This window comes from Streptomyces sp. CRN 30 (assembly GCF_034105845.1).
Genome location: NZ_JAVRHI010000200.1, coordinates 1 through 16,254 on the forward strand (window position 1 = coordinate 1; position 16,254 = coordinate 16,254).

The window sequence follows — 16,254 nt, forward strand, 5'->3', positions numbered from 1 at the left end:
GGCGGACCCGGCCGGGTCCGCCCCCTCCGCACATCCGTACGCCGTCGTCGCTACTTCTTCTTTGCGCCGCGCTTCTCGCGCACCCGCACCGAGATGTGGATCGGCGTGCCCTCGAAGCCGAACTCCTCGCGGAGCCGGCGCTCGATGAACCGGCGGTAGCCGGCCTCGATGAACCCGGACGCGAACAGCACGAACCGCGGCGGCTTGGTGCCCGCCTGCGTCCCGAAGAGGATGCGCGGCTGCTTGCCGCCCCGCACCGGGTGCGGGTGGGCCGCGACCAGCTCGCCGAGGAAGGCGTTGAGCCGGCCCGTCGGCACCCGGGTCTCCCAGCCCGCCAGGGCCGTCTCGATCCCCGGGACCAGCTTCTCCATGTGGCGGCCGGTGCGCGCCGAGACGTTGACCCGGGGCGCCCAGGCGACCTGGCCCAGCTCGGTCTCGATCTCCCGCTCCAGGTAGTAGCGGCGCTCCTCGTCGAGGGTGTCCCACTTGTTGAAGGCGAGGACGATCGCGCGGCCCGCCTCGACGGCCATCGTGACGATCCGCTGGTCCTGGACCGAGATCGAGTCCGAGGCGTCGAGGAGGATGACGGCCACCTCGGCCTTCTCGACGGCGGCGGCGGTGCGCAGCGAGGCGTAGTAGTCGGCGCCCTGCTGGAGGTGGACGCGCTTGCGGATGCCGGCGGTGTCGACGAACTTCCAGGTCACGCCGCCCAGCTCGATCAGCTCGTCGACCGGGTCGCGGGTGGTGCCGGCCAGCTCGTTGACGACGACGCGCTCCTCGCCCGCCACCTTGTTCAGCAGCGAGGACTTGCCGACGTTCGGGCGGCCGATCAGGGCGATGCGGCGCGGGCCGCCGACCGCGGCGCCGAAGGTCTGCTCCGGGGCCTCGGGCAGCGCCTCCAGGACGGCGTCCAGCATGTCGCCGGTGCCGCGGCCGTGCAGCGCGGAGACGGGGTGCGGCTCGCCCAGGCCCAGCGACCACAGGTAGGAGGCGTCGGCCTCACCGCTCGGGCCGTCGACCTTGTTGGCGCAGAGCACGACGGGCTTGCCCGCCTTGCGCAGCAGCCGGACGACGGCCTCGTCGGTGTCGGTGGCGCCGACCTTGGCGTCGACGACGAAGACGACCGCGTCGGCCGCGTCGATGGCGTACTCGGCCTGCGCGGCGACGGAGGCGTCGATGCCGAGGACGTCCTGCTCCCAGCCGCCGGTGTCGACGACCTTGAAGCGGCGGCCGGCCCACTCGGCCTCGTAGGTGACGCGGTCGCGGGTGACGCCCGGCTTGTCCTCGACGACCGCCTCGCGACGGCCGATGATCCGGTTGACCAGGGTCGACTTGCCGACATTGGGGCGGCCGACGACGGCGAGGACGGGCAGCGGACCGTGCCCGGCCTCCTCGATCGCGCCCTCGACCTCGTCGGCGTCGAAGCCCTCTTCCGCGGCGAGCTCCATGAACCGCTCGTACTCGGCGTCGCCGAGCGCCCCGTGGTCGTGCCCCTCGCCCGCGCCCTCGGAGTGGATGTCGTCGTTCATGAAGTCCGTACCTCGTTCATCGTGGTGATCGGTGGACACCCCTGTGCCGGGTGATCCACTACTCAAGTGTTACCTAGCGCCCGGTGAGGCGCCTGGCGTTCTCCAGGTGGGCGGTGAGCCGCTTCTGGATGCGCTCGGTCGCCTCGTCCAGCGCCTTGCGCGTACGTCGTCCGCTGCCGTCGCCCGCTTCGAACGGGTCGCCGAAGACGACGTCGACCCGAGAGCGCAGCGGCGGCAGCGCCTTTATCAACCGTCCGGGACGGTCGGTGCTTCCCAGGACGGCGACCGGGACGATCGGTGCGCCGCTGCGGACGGCGAAGTAGGACAGCCCGGCGCGCAGCGACGCGAAGTCGCCCTCGCCGCGGGTGCCCTCCGGGAAGATCCCGAGGACGCCGCCGGCCGACAGGACGTCCAGCGCCCGGGTGATCGCGGTCCGGTCGGTGCCGCCGCGGTCGACCTTCACCTGGCCGATGCCGGTCAGGAAGGGGTCGAGCGGCCCGACGAACGCCTCTTTCTTGATCAGGAAGTGCGTCGGCCGGGGCGCCACGCCCATGACCATCGGTCCGTCGATGTTGTGGGCGTGGTTGACGGCGAGGATGACCGGGCCGGAGGCCGGCATCTTCCAGGCGCCGAGCACCCGCGGCTTCCACAGCCCGTACATCAGGCCGACACCGATGCGCCGCCCGACCTCGGCGCCTTTGAGCGAGGGCAGGCTCACTTCCCGGCCCGCTTCTCCTCGACGAGGGTGACGACACACTCGATGACCTGCTGGAGCGTGAGGTCGGTGGTGTCCACCTCGACGGCGTCGTCCGCCTTGGCGAGCGGGGAGGTCTTGCGGCTGGAGTCGGCCGCGTCCCGCTTGATCAGCGCCTCGCGGGTGGCCCGGACGTCGGCGTCCTTCAGCTCGCCGCTGCGGCGGGCGGCCCGCGCCTCGGCGGACGCGGTGAGGAAAATCTTGAGGTCGGCGTCGGGCAGGACGGTGGTGCCGATGTCCCGGCCCTCGACGACGATGCCGGTCACCGCGGAGCCGGCGATGGCCCGCTGCAGCTCGGTGATCCGGGCGCGGACCTCCGGGACGGCGCTGACCGCGCTGACCTTGGAGGTGACCTCCTGGGTGCGGATCGGACCGGCCACGTCCACACCGTCGACGGTGATGGCCGGGGCGTCGGGGTCGGTGCCGGAGAGGATCTCGGGCTTGCCGGCCGCCGAGGCGATGGCCCGGGGGTCGTCGGTGTCGATGCCGTTGGTCACCATCCACCACGTGATCGCCCGGTACTGGGCGCCGGTGTCCAGGTAGCTCAGGCCGAGCTGCGCGGCGACGGCCTTCGACGTGCTCGACTTGCCCGTGCCGGAGGGGCCGTCGATGGCGACAATCACTGCCGGGGCGGTCGGGGCGGCGCCGTTTTCCACGAGGGGACACCTTCCTGGTGCGGTGTGGTGGGTGGTGTGCGGGGCACAGGTTCCGTCGGACGCGCCCCCGCACCAGGTTACTGGCTGCCCGGAGGGCCCTGGACCGGGCTCCCGGCCGGACGGGCGGCCGGCCCCGGCCCGGCGGTCACCGCCGACCGGTGCTCAACCCCGGTCCGGCCGTCGGCCCCGGCCCGGCGGTCACTGGCGGATCGCCCAGCCCCGCTCGCGCAGGGCCGCCGTCAGCACGGGGGCGGCCTTCGGGTCGACCATCAGCTGCACCAGGCCGGCCTGCTGCCCGGTGGCGTGCTCGATCCGTACGTCCTCGATGTTCACGCCGACCAGTCCCGCGTCGGCGAAGATGCGGGCGAGCTGGCCCGGCTGGTCGTCGATGAGGACGGCGACGGTCTCGTAGACGAGCGGAGCGCTGCCGTGCTTGCCGGGGACCCGGACCTGGCCCGCGTTGCCGCGGCGCAGCACGCCCTCGATGTCCGCGGCGCCCTGGCGGCGCTTCTCCTCGTCGGCGGACTGCAGCCCGCGCAGCGCCCGGACGGTCTCCTCCAGGTCGGCGGCGACGTCGCCGAGCAGGTCGGCGACGGGCCCCGGGTTGGCGGAGAGGATGTCGATCCACATCCGCGGGTCGGAGGCGGCGATCCTCGTCACATCGCGGATGCCCTGTCCGCACAGCCGTACGGCGGACTCCTCGGCGTGCTCCAGGCGCGCGGCGACCAGGCCGGAGACCAGGTGGGGCATGTGGGAGACGAGGGCGACGGCCCGGTCGTGGGCGTCGGCGTCCATCACGACCGGCACGGCCCGGCAGAACGAGACCAGCTCCAGGACGAGGTTGAGCACCTCGGTGTCGGTGTCCCGGGTCGGGGTCAGCACCCAGGGGCGGCCCTCGAAGAGGTCGGCGGTGGCGGCCAGCGGCCCGGACTTCTCCCGGCCGGACATGGGGTGCGTACCGAGGTACGCCGAGAGGTCGAGGCCGCGCTCCTCCAGCTCGCGGCGCGGCCCGCCCTTGACGCTGGCCACGTCGATGTAGCCGCGGGCCAGACCGCGCCCGATGGCGTCGGCGAGGATTCCGGCGACGTGCGCCGGCGGCGCGGCGACGACCGCGAGGTCGACGGGTCCGTCCGGGGCCTCGTGCGTGCCGGCGCCGAGCGCGGCGGCCGTACGGGCCTGCTCGGGATCGTGGTCGGCGAGGTGGACGGCGACGCCCCGCCGGGTCAGGGCGAGGGCGGCGGAGGTGCCGATCAGACCGGTGCCGATGACGAGTGCGGATCTCACTGGGCGATGTCCTTGCGCAGGGCCGCCGCGGCGCCGAGGTACACGTGGGAGATCTCGGCGCGGGGCAGGTCGGACTCGATGTGCGCGAGGACGCGGACGACCCGGGGCATGGCGCCCGCGATGTCCAGCTCCTGGGCGCAGATCAGCGGGACGTCGGTGATGCCGAGCTTGCGGGCGGCGGCGGCCGGGAAGTCGCTGTGCAGGTCGGGGGTGGCCGTGAACCAGATGCTGATCAGGTTGTCCGGGGTGAGGCCGTTGCGCTCCAGGACGGCGGTGAGCAGGGCGGACACCTGCTCGTCCATGTGACCGACCTCGTCCCGTTCGAGTTGGACGGCGCCCCGGACCGCTCGTACCGCCACGTCGCTGCTCCTCGCTGGTGTGTGCGTCGGCTGTGTGCGTCGGCTCTGCTTCCGTCCAGCGTAGTCAGGCCGTACGGGGCCGGGGTGCGGAGCCCGGTCACTGAGACGGCGTCGGGACGCCCCAGGGAGGGCGCGTTTTGCACCGCTGCTCCCGGTTGCTTCCTCTTCGCCTGGTTCGGTGCCATGCTCGTGCGGTCGGCAGGGCCGGCGGCCCCTCCCCCACACCCTCGGAGTGACGACATGACCCCCAGTGCGACGCGCCGCTCGGTTCTCCTCGCGACGGGCGCGGTGACGCTCACCACCACGGCCACGGCCGCCTGTGGCGGGGACGGCGACGACGAAAGCTCCTCCTCGGCGACGAGCGGTCCCGCCTCGGACGCGGCCAGCGGCTCCGCCTCCGCCGAGAGCCTTGCGGACACCGGTGACATCCCGGTCGGCGGCGGCAAGGTCCTCAAGGACGAGAAGGTGGTGGTGACCCAGCCGGAGAAGGGCGACTTCAAGGCGTTCTCGGCGGTCTGCACCCACCAGGGCTGCGTCGTGAAGGACGTCTCCGGCTCCACGATCAACTGCGCCTGCCACGGCAGCAAGTTCGCGATCGCCGACGGCTCGGTGAAGGCGGGCCCCGCCACCGAGCCGCTGCCCTCGAAGAAGATCACGGTGGACGGAAATTCCATCACCCTGGCCTGACCCGCCACGTACGCTCCCCGGCATGGATGCCGAGACCTTGGTGCGCGATCACACCGTCTACGCCTGTGTGACGGGGTCGCGCGCCTTCGGTCTGGCGACGGACGGCAGCGACACGGACCGCCGGGGCGTCTTCCTCGCGCCCACCGAGCTGTTCTGGCGGTTCGAGAAGCCGCCGACGCACGTGGAGGGGCCGGGCGAGGAGCGGTTCAGCTGGGAGCTGGAGCGCTTCTGCGCACTGGCCCTGCGCGCCAACCCCAACGTCCTGGAGTGCCTGTACTCCCCCCTGGTGGAGCACGCCGACGCCACCGGCCGCGAACTGCTCGCGCTGCGCGGGGCGTTCCTGTCCCGCCGCGTCCACGAGACGTTCACCCGGTACGCGGCGGGCCAGCGCCGCAAGCTGGAGTCCGACGTGCGCACCCACGGCGCCCCGCGCTGGAAGCACGCGATGCACCTGCTGCGGCTGCTGGCGAGCGCCCGGGACCTGCTGCGCACGGGCGTCCTGACGGTCGACGTCGGTGACGCCCGGGAGGAGCTGCTCGCCGTGAAGCGCGGCGAGGTGTCCTGGTCCGGGACCGAGAGGCGGATGGCCCGGCTGGCCGAGGAGTGCGACGCGGCGGTGGACCGCAGCCCGCTGCCCGCCGCACCGGACCGGCGCCGCGTCGAGGATTTCCTCGTCCGCGTCCGCCGGGACTCCGCACGCGCCGCCTAGGCGTCCCAGAGGGCGCCCAGCGCCACCAGGTCCCCCCGGTACTCGATCCGGTCCGCCCACGCCGCGGGCCAGGCGTCCGCGCCCAGGTGGGCCCCCGCGAAGGCGCCCGCGAGAGCGGCGACGGAGTCGGAGTCGCCCGAGGAGCAGGCACCACGCCGCAGGGCGGTGAGGGGTTCGTCGACGAAGAGCAGGAAGCAGAGCAGTCCGGCCGCCAGCGCCTCCTCGGCGATCCAGCCCTGGCCGACCGCGAGGCAGGGGTCGGTCTCGGGCGAGACGGTGCGCACGGCGTGGCGGAGCCGGTCGAGCACCTCAAGGCACTCGTCCCAGCCGCGCGCGATGAACGCCTCCGGCGACGGGTCCCCGGCCCGCGTCCACAGGTCGCCCAGCCACCGCTCGTGGTACCGGCCGCGGTGGTCGAGGGCGTACGAGCGGAGCAGTCCGACGAGTCCGGCGGGTTCGGCGCCCTCGGCGAGCAGCCGTACGGCGTGCGCGGTGAGGTCGGAGGCGGCGAGCGCGGTGGGGTGCCCATGGGTGAGGGCGGCCTGCAACTGGGCGGCGCCGGCCCGCTGTTCGTCGCTCAGTCCGGGTATCAGCCCGACCGGCGCGACCCGCATGTTGGCGCCGCACCCCTTGGAGCCGATCTGGCTGGCGTCCTGCCAGGGCAGCTCCGTCCGCTCCAGCAGCGTGCAGGCCCGGATGCAGGTGTTGCCCGGGGCGCGGTTGTTGTCGGGCGACCGGTTCCAGGCGATGAACTCCCGCCGTACGGGTTCGGTCATCGTCTCGGGGCTGAGCGGACCGAGATCCGTCGCGGTGCGCAGGGCGCGGCCCAGCGCCAGGGTCATCTGGGTGTCGTCGGTGACGAACGCGGGGTCGGGCAGCGCCATCTCCCGCCAGGGCCCGCACTTGGCGAGGATCGAAGGGACGTCGTCGAACTCGGTGGGGAAGCCGAGGGCGTCCCCGAGGGCGAGCCCGGTGAGGGCACCGGAGGCGGCACGCCCGGTCACGGCGGAGGTCATGCGGAGGGTCCTTCCAGAGACGGGCGGGGCGAACCGGACAGGCTCGTCGGGCGGAGCAGCGGCGGGTGCAGGGCCGCGGCCGGGCCCGCCCGGTAGAGCGCGGCCGGTTTGCCGCGGCCGCCGGTGAGGCGCCCGGGACCCGGGACCGCCTCGACGAAGCCGGGGGCGGCGAGGACCTTGCGGCGGAAGTTGGGCCGGTCCAGGGAGGCGCCCCAGACCGTCTCGTAGACCCGCTGAAGCTCGCCGAGGGTGAACTCGGGCGGACAGAAGGCGGTGGCCAGGCCGGTGTACTCCAGCTTGGCGCCGACGCGGTCCCGTGCGTCCGCCAGGATCGTGTCGTGGTCGAAGGCGAGACCGCGGGCCTCGTCGTACGGCACCCAGCGGGCCGCCGCCGCGTCGCCGCCCGCGCGCGGATCGGGAGGGCCGGGCAGCAGCGCGGCGAAGGCGACGGAGACGACCCGCATCCGGGGATCGCGGTCCGGCTCGCTGTAGGTGCGCAGCTGCTCCAGGTGCAGCCCGGTCACGTCGTCGAGCCCGGTCTCCTCGGCCAGTTCACGGCGGGCCGCCGTCTCCGCGGACTCCTCGGGCAGCAGGAAGCCGCCGGGCAGCGCCCAGCGCCCTGACCAGGGCTCGTGGCCCCGCTCGACGAGCAGCACGTGCAACGCGTCGGCGCGGAGCGTGAAGACCGCGAGGTCGACGGTGACGGCGAAGGGCTCGTAGGCGTGCTTGTCGTAACCGTGCTTGTCGTAGCCGTGCACAGCGGCCCACCCCCTTAATAGTCATCCCGACTATAAAGAGGGTGGGCCGGTACGTCCAGGGAACGGCTAGAGGTCGACCTCCTGCATCAGCATCCCGACCTCGGTGTTGGACAGCCGCCGCAGCCAGCCCGACTTCTGGTCGCCCAGGGTGATCGGCCCGAACGCGACCCGCACCAGCTTGTCCACCGGGAACCCGGCCTCGGCGAGCATGCGCCGCACGATGTGCTTGCGGCCCTCGTGCAGGGTGACCTCGACCAGGTAGTTCTTGCCGGTCTGCTCGACGACCCGGAAGTGGTCCGCGCGCGCGTAGCCGTCCTCCAGCTGGATGCCGTCCTTCAGCCGCTTGCCCAGGTCGCGCGGGATCGGGCCCACGATGTGCGCGAGGTAGGTCTTCTTCACGCCGTACTTGGGGTGGGTCAGCCGGTGCGCCAGCTCACCGTGGTTGGTGAGCAGGATGACGCCCTCGGTCTCGGTGTCCAGCCGCCCGACGTGGAAGAGCCGCGTCTCGCGGTTGGTGACGTAGTCCCCGAGGCACTGCCGCCCCTCCGGGTCCTCCATCGTGGAGACGACACCGGCGGGCTTGTTCAGCGAGAAGAACTGGTACGACTGGGTCGCGACCGTCAGGCCGTCGACCTTGACCTCGTCCTTCTCCGGGTCGACACGCTTGCCCTGCTCCAGCACGATCTCGCCGTTGACCTCGACGCGGGCCTGCTCGATCAGCTCCTCGCAGGCGCGCCGGGAGCCGTAGCCGGCGCGGGCGAGGACCTTCTGCAGCCGCTCGCCCTCCTGCTCGGCGCCCGGGAAGGTCTTCGGGAGCTTCACGTCCTTCTTGCCGGCGTACCGCTCGCGGTTGCGCTCCTCGGCGCGCGCCTCGTACTCGCGGGAGGTGGCGGGCGCCGAGCGGCTCCGCTGCTGCTGGGGCTTCTTCGGGCCGCCCTTGGCCCCGCCGCGCGCGGCACCGCCGCGTCCCGACTTCGGGCCGTCGGGAGAGCCGCCGGGACCGACGTCGTAGCGGCGCTCCTCCGGGCGGGGCTTGCGGGGGCGGCCCTGCCCCTGCTTCTGGTCCCTGTCGTTACCGGCGCCGCGGTAGTTCCCGCGCCCGCCGCTCTTGCCGCTGCCGCTGCTTCGCATCAAAGTTCCGTCGTCGTGTTGGTCGGGTCCGTCGTGTGGTCCTCGTCCGCGTCGGGCGCGTCCGGGTCGAACGACGGAACGCCTTCCCGGGTCTCGGCCTCGATCGCCTCCGCCTCCGGGAGGAAGGGCGCGAGCTGAGGGAGCTCGTCCAGACCGGTGAGGCCCATCCGCTCCAGGAAGTAGTTCGTCGTCACATACAGGATCGCACCTGTTTCGGGTTCCGTGCCCGCCTCCTCCACCAGACCCCGCTGGAGGAGGGTACGCATCACGCCGTCGCAGTTCACACCGCGCACGGCGGAGACCCGGCTGCGGCTGACCGGCTGCCGGTAGGCGACGACGGCGAGGGTCTCCAGGGCGGCCTGGGTCAGCCGCGCCTGCTGGCCGTCCAGGACGAAGCCCTCGACGGCCGCGGCGTACTCGGGCCGGGTGTAGAACCGCCAGCCGCCCGCGACCGGCCGCAGCTCGAAGCCGCGGCCCTGCGCGGTGTACTCCTCGGCCAGCTCCCGCAGGGCGCCCGCGATCACGCGCCGGGGCCGCAGCAGTATCTTCGCCAGGTGCTCCTCGGTCGCGGGCTCGTCGACCACCATGAGGACGGCCTCCAGGGCGGGCTTGAGATCGAGTCCGGCGACTTCCTCACTCACGTCTGCTTCTCCTCGTCGGAATCGTCGGAATCGTCGGACCCGTCGGACTCCGCGGGCCGCTCCGGCGGCCGGTCGAACTCGTCGGTCACCGTCGGCCGCTCGTCCCCGTCCCCGCCGGTCCAGCGCACCAGCAGCTCCCCGAGGGCGGTCTCCTGGTCCAGCGCGACGGCCTTCTCCCGGTACAGCTCCAGGAGCGCCAGGAAGCGCGCCACGACGGTCAGGGTGTCGTCGGTGTCCGCGACGAGGTCCCGGAAGCTGGCCTCGCCCGTCTCCCGCAGCCGCGCCACCACCACCCCGGCCTGCTCCTGCACGCTGACCAGCGGCGCGTGGATGTGCTCGACGTACACCTGCGGCCTGGGCTTCGGCTGCATCGCCTTCACGGCGAGCCGCGCGAACCCTTCCGCGCCGATGCCGAGGACGACCTCGGGCAGCAGCTCGGCGTGGTGCGGCTCCAGTCCGACGGTACGGGGGTACCGGCGGGCCTCCGCGTCGAGGCGGCCGGTGAAGATGTCCGCGATCCGCTTGTACGCGCGGTACTGCAGGAGCCGGGCGAACAGCAGGTCCCGGGCCTCCAGCAGCGCCAGGTCGGCCTCGTCCTCGATCTCGGCGGCGGGCAGCAGCCGCGCGGCCTTCAGGTCGAGCAGCGTGGCGGCGACGACGAGGAACTCCGTCGTCCGGTCGAGGTCCCAGTCGGACCCCATCGCCCTGATGTGCGCCATGAACTCGTCGGTGACCTTGGACAGCGCGACCTCGGTCACGTCCAGCTTGTGCTTGGTGATCAGCTGGAGCAGGAGGTCGAAGGGCCCTTCGAAGTTGGCGAGCCGCACGGTGAAGACCCGATCACCACCACCGCCACCGGCGTCGACACCGGCACCGACATCGGCATCGGCACGAGCACCGGGGTCCTGATCCCGGGCGGGAACCGCTGCGGATTCCGGGTCCGGCACGGGTTCCGGGCCGGTCACCGGTTCTGATTCCGGTACGGGTTCCGGTTCTGGTTTCGGTACGGGTTCCGACTCCGAGACAGGTTCCGGCTCTGGCTCCGGTACAGGTTCCGGGTGCGGCGCGGGCGGCGGCTCGGGCGCGGGCGACGGCTCCGGTACGGGGGTGCCGTCGGGCTCGGGTCGCGGCTCGGGCGCCAGCGCCCCGCGGCCCAGCGCGCGCCGACGGCCACCGGAGTTCCCGGCCCGGGATGCGGAGGCGTCGTTCGAGGTCATGACCTCCGCAGGCTACCGCTTACCGCCCGCGCAGCCGGCGTACCAGGATGCTGGCGTCCCCGCGGGATTCCAGGTCGGCGAGGACCACGGCGACCGCCTCGCGGACGATCCGGCCGCGGTCGACGGCCAGCCCGTGCTCGCCCCGGAGCACCAGACGGGCGTGCTCCAGGTCCATCAGCTCCTCGGCCGAGACGTACACGGTGATCTTCTCGTCGTGCCGCTCGCGGCCGCTCGGCCGGCGTGCCGCGGCCCGGCCGCGCTTGCGGGACTGCCCCGCGGCGGCCGGATCCTCCGGCGGCTCGGCACCGGACCGCCGCGCGGTGCGCTCCGCGCCCCGGCTGTGCGGCTCGCCGCCCTCCTGCGGATCGGCGTCCGCGGCCACGTGCTCGGCGCCCCGGCCGTCGCCCCCTTGCGCGGGCACCGACTGCGGCGCGTCCTCGGCGGCCGCCGGGTCGCTCTCCCCGGCCGGCGCCGGTACTCGCGCGTCGCCGCCCGCCTGGCGTCGTGGGGTGGACGCCTGCAGCGCCATGCCCCCGGTCGTGCGGAAGAGTTCGTCGGCCCCCGGCAGACTCACTCGGCGTGACACCGGGCGAGCACCTCCCTGGCGAGCTGGCGGTAGGCGGCGGCACCGACGGAGTTGGAGGCGTACGTGGTGATCGGCTCACCGGCGACCGTGGTCTCCGGGAAGCGGACCGTGCGGCCGATGACCGTGTGGTAGACGTGATCGTCGAACGCCTCGACGACCCGCGCGAGCACCTCGCGGCTGTGCACCGTACGGGAGTCGTACATCGTGGCGAGGATGCCGTCCAGCTCCAGGTCGGGGTTGAGCCGCTCCTGGACCTTCTCGATCGTCTCGGTCAGCAGGGCGACACCGCGCAGCGCGAAGAACTCGCACTCCAGCGGCACGATCACCTTGTGCGCGGCGGTCAGGGCGTTGACCGTGAGCAGGCCGAGCGAGGGCTGGCAGTCGATCACGATGTAGTCGTAGTCGTCCATCAGCGGCTTCAGGGCGCGCTGCAGCGTCGACTCGCGCGCGACCTCGCTGACCAGCTGGACCTCGGCCGCCGACAGGTCGATGTTGCTGGGCAGCAGGTCCATGTTGGGGACCGCGGTCTTCAGGAGCACCTCGTCGGCCGCCATGCCCCGCTCCATGAGCAGGTTGTAGACGGTCAGGTCGAGTTCCATCGGGTTGACGCCGAGACCGACCGACAGCGCGCCCTGCGGGTCGAAGTCGACGAGCAGCACCCGGCGCCCGTACTCGGCGAGCGCGGCACCCAGGTTGATGGTCGACGTCGTCTTGCCGACGCCGCCCTTCTGGTTGCACATCGCGATGATCTTCGCGGGACCGTGGTCGGTCAGCGGGCCCGGGATCGGGAAGTACGGCAGCGGGCGTCCGGTCGGGCCGATGCGCTCACGGCGCTGACGGGCCGCGTCGGGCGCGAGCGTGGCCGCGTACTCCGGGTCCGGCTCGTACTCCGCGTCGGGGTCGTAGAAGTGCCCCTCGGGCAGTTCGTCGTAGTCGGCGAAGTGGTTGCGGGGCGCGCCACTTCCGTCGCCGGCCATGGCGTTCACGTGTTGGCCATCCATACTCGAATGTGCTGCTGTCTGACTCGGGTGTGCTGTCTGGGTCGCCTTCGGACTCTGGCGGGCTGCGAAGGTGCGTACAGCGACGGAGCCGACAGCCTCGAACCGCCCGGGGCTCTGGCCCCTCGCAGGCATTCCTGGTTGACCACCCCCGGGAGTAAATGTCGACTCATTCACAAGTCGTCTTACCTCCTTGGTGACCAGGAAACTTCTAGACAGGTCAGCGTGGCACCATGCCGACGTTTGGCGACTCTATGGCGTGTCGGCGGTCCGCAGCAACACAATCCGCCGGACCCGGCCCGATGTGTCGGCGATGAAACACCCCCCTGTCAAGGGCGTACGGCCGTCGCACAGTGGGTTTCACGGGTGTACGAATCGGATCAAGCGTTACGTTCGAGGCGAGTTGGCCGAGAACCGCAAAGTGACCATACACACACCTGGCCGGACCTTGTCGACAAGGTCCGGCCGGGCGCGTGGCATTGACGGCACGTGTTGACGTATCGCCTTTGCCGGATGACGACTTAACCGGCTCGGCGGCTCGCTCGGGTCAGCCGAGCAGGGTGGAGAGTTCCACGTGGTCGAGGCCGTGGGCCTCGGCGACCTCCTTGTGAACGACCTTGCCGTCATGGGTGTTGAGACCCTTGGCGAGCGCCGGGTCGCGGCGCAGCGCCTCGGCCCAGCCGCGGTCGGCCAGTTCCACGATGTACGGCAGCGTGGCGTTGGTCAGCGCGTAGGTGGAGGTGTTGGGCACGGCGCCGGGCATGTTGGCGACGCAGTAGAGGACCGAGTCGTGGACCGTGAAGGTCGGCTCGGCGTGCGTGGTGGGGTGGGAGTCCTCGAAGCAGCCGCCCTGGTCGATGGCGATGTCGACAAGGACACTTCCGGGCTTCATCCGGGACACCAGTTCGTTGGTGACCAGCTTCGGGGCCTTGGCGCCCGGGATGAGGACCGCGCCGATGACGAGGTCGGCCTCCAGGCACGCCTTCTCCAGCTCGAAGGCGTTGGAGACCACGGTCTGGATCTTGGTGCCGAAGATCTTGTCGGCTTCCCTGAGCTTGTTGATGTCCTTGTCGAGCAGGGTCACGTGAAAGCCGAGGCCGACGGCGATCTGCGCGGCGTTCCAGCCGGAGACCCCGCCGCCGATGACGACGGCCTTGCCCGCCAGCACACCGGGGACGCCGCCCGGCAGCACGCCTCGGCCGCCGTTGGCCGCCATCAGGTGGTAGGCGCCGACCTGCGGGGCGAGGCGGCCCGCGACCTCGGACATCGGGGCGAGCAGCGGCAGCGCGCGGTTCGGCAGCTCGACGGTCTCGTAGGCGATGGCGGTGGTGCCGGACTCCAGGAGGGCGTCCGTGCACTCGCGGGAGGCGGCGAGGTGGAGGTAGGTGAAGAGGGTCTGGTCCTTGCGGAGGCGGTGGTACTCCTCCGCGATCGGCTCCTTGACCTTCAGCAGCAGGTCGGCGGTGGCCCAGACCTCGTCCGCGGTGCCGAGTACGGCCGCCCCGGCGGCGACGTACTCGGCGTCCGGGATGGAGGAGCCGGTGCCGGCGCCGCGCTCGACGACGACCTGGTGACCGTGGCGCACCAGCTCGTGGACGCCGGCGGGGGTGATGGCCACCCGGAACTCGTTGTTCTTGACCTCGCGGGGAATGCCGACCTTCACGTCGATCACGGTCCTTGGCTCAGGGGGTGGGGCAATTCATTGCATACCCGGGCATGCCGGGCACACCGGGGTGGACCGCAGGAGAAGGTGCGGCAGAGCCAGTTTAATGAAGGTGTTCCCGCTGTCTAGCCTTTCATTGCATCAATCTTCGGCGGGGACGCTACGGATTTCGTAGGTGTTAGAGCGGTGTTCCGCCTGAGAGTCGCCCTCCGGCCCCGCCGCGGGCCGGTCGCCGGCCCCGTCGTCCAGCAACCGGTCCCCCTGGCTGCGGTGCAGCCCGGCCGCGACGGGGTCGCCGAGGTGCTCCAGGGTGTCGGCCAGTCTGAGGTGCAGCGCCGCCTGGAGCCGGAGGTCCTCGGCCCGCCGCGCCCACTCGACCGCCTCCTGACAGGTCCGCAGCGACTCCTCCGGGCGCCCGGCGTACTCCTGTACCCGGGCCAGCTCGCTCAGGGCACGGGCCTGCGCGGCCACGTCCCCGGTCCTGCGGTGCCCGGCCACCGCGGCGCGCCAGTTGCGCAGCGCCTCGCCGTACCGGCCGGCGTAGGTGTGCGCGGCGGCGGTCCGGCCGTAGAGCCGGGCGGCGTCCGCGCGCTCGTCCCGGGCGAGCCGCTGGGCCAGCGCCCGGCCGAACCAGTCCGCGGCCCGGTCGTAGTCGCCCAGCTCCAGATGGGCGCCGCCGACGGATTCCATCGCGCGGCCGGTCGCGTACGGGTCGTTCGCCTCGCGTCCGGCGTCGAGCGCGGCCCGGTAGCGCACCAGCGCCTCGGCCGTGCGGCCGGTGCGGGCGTCCAGGTCGGCGAGGTTCAGCAGCGCCGCGGCCCGCTCCCGGGGCAGGTCGCGCCGGTCGGCCACGTCCAGGACCAGCCGGTGGATGCCGTACAGGTCGGGCGCGGCCGCCTGGGTGCCGACGTGCGCCACCATCGCCCGGACGAGCTGCGACATCAGCCGGCGGGCCAGGGTGTCCAGCTCGCCGTCGGCGACCGCGAGACGGGCCGAGGCCAGCAGCGCGGGGCGGCGGACCCGCAGCCACTCGGCGGCGGCGCGGGGGGTGTCGAAGCGCAGGGCGCGCGGCATGCCGAGGAGCTTCTCGCGGGCCTGCGCGCTGTCGGTCTCGGTGATGGCGCGGCAGGACTGCAACAGCCGGACGGTCCGTTCCAGCATCCGGGCACGGGCCAGTTGCAGTTCGGCGGGCCGGTCCTGGGTGCGGGCGAGGGCCGCCAGCAGGGGGTGCAGGCAGCCGGGGACCTCGTACTCGGGCAGCGGCGAGTCGAGCGGGCGCAGCGCCCCGAGGGCGACGAGGTCGTCGAGGGCGGTGCGGGCGTTGCCGACCGAGCAGCCGGCGAGGGCGGAGGCGGTGTGCGGGTCGACCAGTCCGGCCGGGGCGAGAGACAGCAGTCTCAGCATCCGGGCGGCGGCGCTGGGCAGGGCGGCGTGGACGAGCTTGAGGACCCGGGCGACCGGGTCGCTCTCGTCGGTCTCCGCGTGCAGCTGCTTGGCGAGGTCGGCGACGGCCGCCTTGGGCCGGGCGGCGAGCCAGCCGCCCGCGAGTTCCAGCGCGGCGGGCCGGCCCTGGCACTCCTCCACCAGGGACTCGGCGGCGCGGGGGTCGACCGTGATCCGCACCGAGCCGATGCGCCGCTGGATCAGTTCCACGGCGGACTTGGCGTCCAGGCCGCCCAGGGTGCAGGGGCGGACGTCCGCGATGCCGGTCAGCGGTCCCTCGGAGACGGCGACCACCAGGCAGCCGGGGCTGTCCGGGAGCAGCGCGTCGACCTGTTCGGCGTCGGCGGCGTCGTCCAGCAGGAGCAGGGCGCGGCGCCCGGTCAGGGCCGTCCGCAGTTCGTCGGAGAGGTCGTCCTCGCCGGCGCCGGGCGGGGCCGTGCGGCCCAGCGCGGTGAGCAGGTCCCGGGCGAGCCGGCCGACGGGCACGCGCGTGCCGTCCGGTTCGCTCAGCCGGGCCCGCAGCACCCCGTCCGGGTAGCCGTCCGCGACCTTCTCCGCCAGCTCCGCCGCGAGAGCCGTACGCCCCGACCCCGGCCGGCCGGCGACGAGCAGCACCCGCGCGCGGGGAGCCTTGCGGCCGGAGAGGGTGTCGAGGCCCGCGCGCTCGATGTCCGCGCGCAGCTCCTTCAACTCCCTGGTGCGGCCCAGGAACCGATCCTCTTGAGCAGGGTCGTCCGTCAGCCGCACGCTGTCCGTGTCCACCGCCTGATCCGTCACGGGCCACACTCCCGATCCCACCGCGCACCGGCCCGCCGGAACTCCC

The 16,254-nt window shown here is 72.9% G+C and carries 16 protein-coding genes; 2 read left to right on the forward strand and 14 right to left on the reverse strand.

Annotated features, from left to right (window positions below):
* Positions 1-50: 50 nt before the first annotated feature.
* The 5 genes from der to aroH form a co-directional block, all read right to left on the reverse strand.
* On the reverse strand, positions 51-1,529 hold the full coding sequence (gene der / locus UW392_RS20930; RefSeq protein WP_320776580.1) for a ribosome biogenesis GTPase Der: 1,479 nt from the start codon (positions 1,527-1,529) through the stop codon (positions 51-53).
* 73 nt (positions 1,530-1,602) lie between these two features.
* Positions 1,603-2,190: a lysophospholipid acyltransferase family protein gene (locus UW392_RS20935; protein ID WP_320776607.1), complete on the reverse strand. Its 588-nt coding sequence runs from the start codon at positions 2,188-2,190 to the stop codon at positions 1,603-1,605.
* Between the two features lie 53 nt (positions 2,191-2,243).
* Complete coding sequence (cmk, locus tag UW392_RS20940) at positions 2,244-2,939, reverse strand: (d)CMP kinase (RefSeq protein WP_320776581.1); 696 nt, start codon at positions 2,937-2,939, stop codon at positions 2,244-2,246.
* A gap of 198 nt (positions 2,940-3,137) precedes the next feature.
* Positions 3,138-4,223: a prephenate dehydrogenase gene (locus UW392_RS20945; RefSeq protein ID WP_320776582.1), complete on the reverse strand. Its 1,086-nt coding sequence runs from the start codon at positions 4,221-4,223 to the stop codon at positions 3,138-3,140.
* A complete protein-coding gene (gene aroH, locus UW392_RS20950) occupies positions 4,220-4,582 on the reverse strand; it encodes a chorismate mutase (RefSeq protein WP_320776583.1) in 363 nt (120 codons plus the stop codon). The genes UW392_RS20945 and aroH overlap by 4 nt, the downstream gene beginning before the upstream one ends.
* Before the next feature lie 240 nt (positions 4,583-4,822).
* Between aroH and UW392_RS20955 the strand changes: the two genes are divergently transcribed.
* Together UW392_RS20955 and UW392_RS20960 are read left to right on the forward strand one after the other, a co-directional pair.
* Complete coding sequence (locus UW392_RS20955) at positions 4,823-5,269, forward strand: Rieske (2Fe-2S) protein (protein WP_320776584.1); 447 nt, start codon at positions 4,823-4,825, stop codon at positions 5,267-5,269.
* A gap of 22 nt (positions 5,270-5,291) precedes the next feature.
* Positions 5,292-5,978, forward strand: coding sequence for a DNA polymerase beta superfamily protein (locus UW392_RS20960; protein ID WP_320776585.1), 687 nt, complete (start codon positions 5,292-5,294; stop codon positions 5,976-5,978).
* On the opposite strand, the gene UW392_RS20965 is transcribed toward UW392_RS20960, so the two are convergent.
* The 9 genes from UW392_RS20965 to UW392_RS21005 all read right to left on the reverse strand — a co-directional run bounded on the left by UW392_RS20965 (position 5,975) and on the right by UW392_RS21005 (position 16,208).
* Positions 5,975-6,994, reverse strand: a complete 1,020-nt coding sequence (locus UW392_RS20965) for an ADP-ribosylglycohydrolase family protein (protein WP_320776586.1) — start codon at positions 6,992-6,994, stop codon at positions 5,975-5,977. The genes UW392_RS20960 and UW392_RS20965 overlap by 4 nt on opposite strands.
* The gene (locus tag UW392_RS20970) at positions 6,991-7,752 is read right to left on the reverse strand and encodes an NUDIX hydrolase (RefSeq protein WP_320776587.1); all 762 of its coding nucleotides are present in this window, start codon (positions 7,750-7,752) and stop codon (positions 6,991-6,993) included. Before UW392_RS20970 ends, UW392_RS20965 begins: the two co-directional genes overlap by 4 nt.
* A gap of 66 nt (positions 7,753-7,818) precedes the next feature.
* The gene (locus UW392_RS20975) at positions 7,819-8,883 is read right to left on the reverse strand and encodes a pseudouridine synthase (RefSeq protein ID WP_320776588.1); all 1,065 of its coding nucleotides are present in this window, start codon (positions 8,881-8,883) and stop codon (positions 7,819-7,821) included.
* On the reverse strand, positions 8,883-9,470 hold the full coding sequence (gene scpB / locus UW392_RS20980) for an SMC-Scp complex subunit ScpB (RefSeq protein ID WP_320776608.1): 588 nt from the start codon (positions 9,468-9,470) through the stop codon (positions 8,883-8,885). The genes UW392_RS20975 and scpB overlap by 1 nt, the downstream gene beginning before the upstream one ends.
* A 50-nt stretch (positions 9,471-9,520) precedes the next feature.
* Positions 9,521-10,741, reverse strand: a complete 1,221-nt coding sequence (locus UW392_RS20985) for a segregation and condensation protein A (protein ID WP_320776589.1) — start codon at positions 10,739-10,741, stop codon at positions 9,521-9,523.
* A 19-nt stretch (positions 10,742-10,760) separates the two neighbouring features.
* Positions 10,761-11,315 carry a hypothetical protein gene (locus tag UW392_RS20990; protein WP_320776609.1) on the reverse strand — a complete coding sequence of 185 codons (555 nt, stop codon included), beginning with the start codon at positions 11,313-11,315 and terminating at the stop codon, positions 10,761-10,763.
* A complete protein-coding gene (locus tag UW392_RS20995) occupies positions 11,312-12,460 on the reverse strand; it encodes a ParA family protein (protein WP_320776590.1) in 1,149 nt (382 codons plus the stop codon). Before UW392_RS20995 ends, UW392_RS20990 begins: the two co-directional genes overlap by 4 nt.
* Before the next feature lie 412 nt (positions 12,461-12,872).
* Positions 12,873-13,997 (reverse strand): alanine dehydrogenase, encoded by a 1,125-nt coding sequence (gene ald, locus UW392_RS21000; protein ID WP_320776591.1) that lies wholly within the window; start codon positions 13,995-13,997, stop codon positions 12,873-12,875.
* 132 nt (positions 13,998-14,129) lie between these two features.
* Positions 14,130-16,208, reverse strand: coding sequence for a tetratricopeptide repeat protein (locus UW392_RS21005; RefSeq protein WP_320776592.1), 2,079 nt, complete (start codon positions 16,206-16,208; stop codon positions 14,130-14,132).
* Positions 16,209-16,254: the final 46 nt, after the last annotated feature.

Excerpts from the sequence above, each read along its gene's own strand:
- UW392_RS20975 (WP_320776588.1), bottom strand. The coding sequence starts at position 8,883 with ATGCGAAGCAGCGGCAGCGGCAAGAGCGGCGGGCGCGGGAACTACCGC.
- UW392_RS20995 (WP_320776590.1), bottom strand. The coding sequence starts at position 12,460 with ATGCCTGCGAGGGGCCAGAGCCCCGGGCGGTTCGAGGCTGTCGGCTCC.
- UW392_RS20955 (WP_320776584.1), top strand. The coding sequence starts at position 4,823 with ATGACCCCCAGTGCGACGCGCCGCTCGGTTCTCCTCGCGACGGGCGCG.
- scpB (WP_320776608.1), bottom strand. The coding sequence starts at position 9,470 with ATGGTGGTCGACGAGCCCGCGACCGAGGAGCACCTGGCGAAGATACTG.
- UW392_RS20985 (WP_320776589.1), bottom strand. The coding sequence starts at position 10,741 with ATGACCTCGAACGACGCCTCCGCATCCCGGGCCGGGAACTCCGGTGGC.
- UW392_RS20935 (WP_320776607.1), bottom strand. The coding sequence starts at position 2,190 with ATGTACGGGCTGTGGAAGCCGCGGGTGCTCGGCGCCTGGAAGATGCCG.
- der (WP_320776580.1), bottom strand. The coding sequence starts at position 1,529 with ATGAACGACGACATCCACTCCGAGGGCGCGGGCGAGGGGCACGACCAC.
- UW392_RS20960 (WP_320776585.1), top strand. The coding sequence starts at position 5,292 with ATGGATGCCGAGACCTTGGTGCGCGATCACACCGTCTACGCCTGTGTG.
- UW392_RS20965 (WP_320776586.1), bottom strand. The coding sequence starts at position 6,994 with ATGACCTCCGCCGTGACCGGGCGTGCCGCCTCCGGTGCCCTCACCGGG.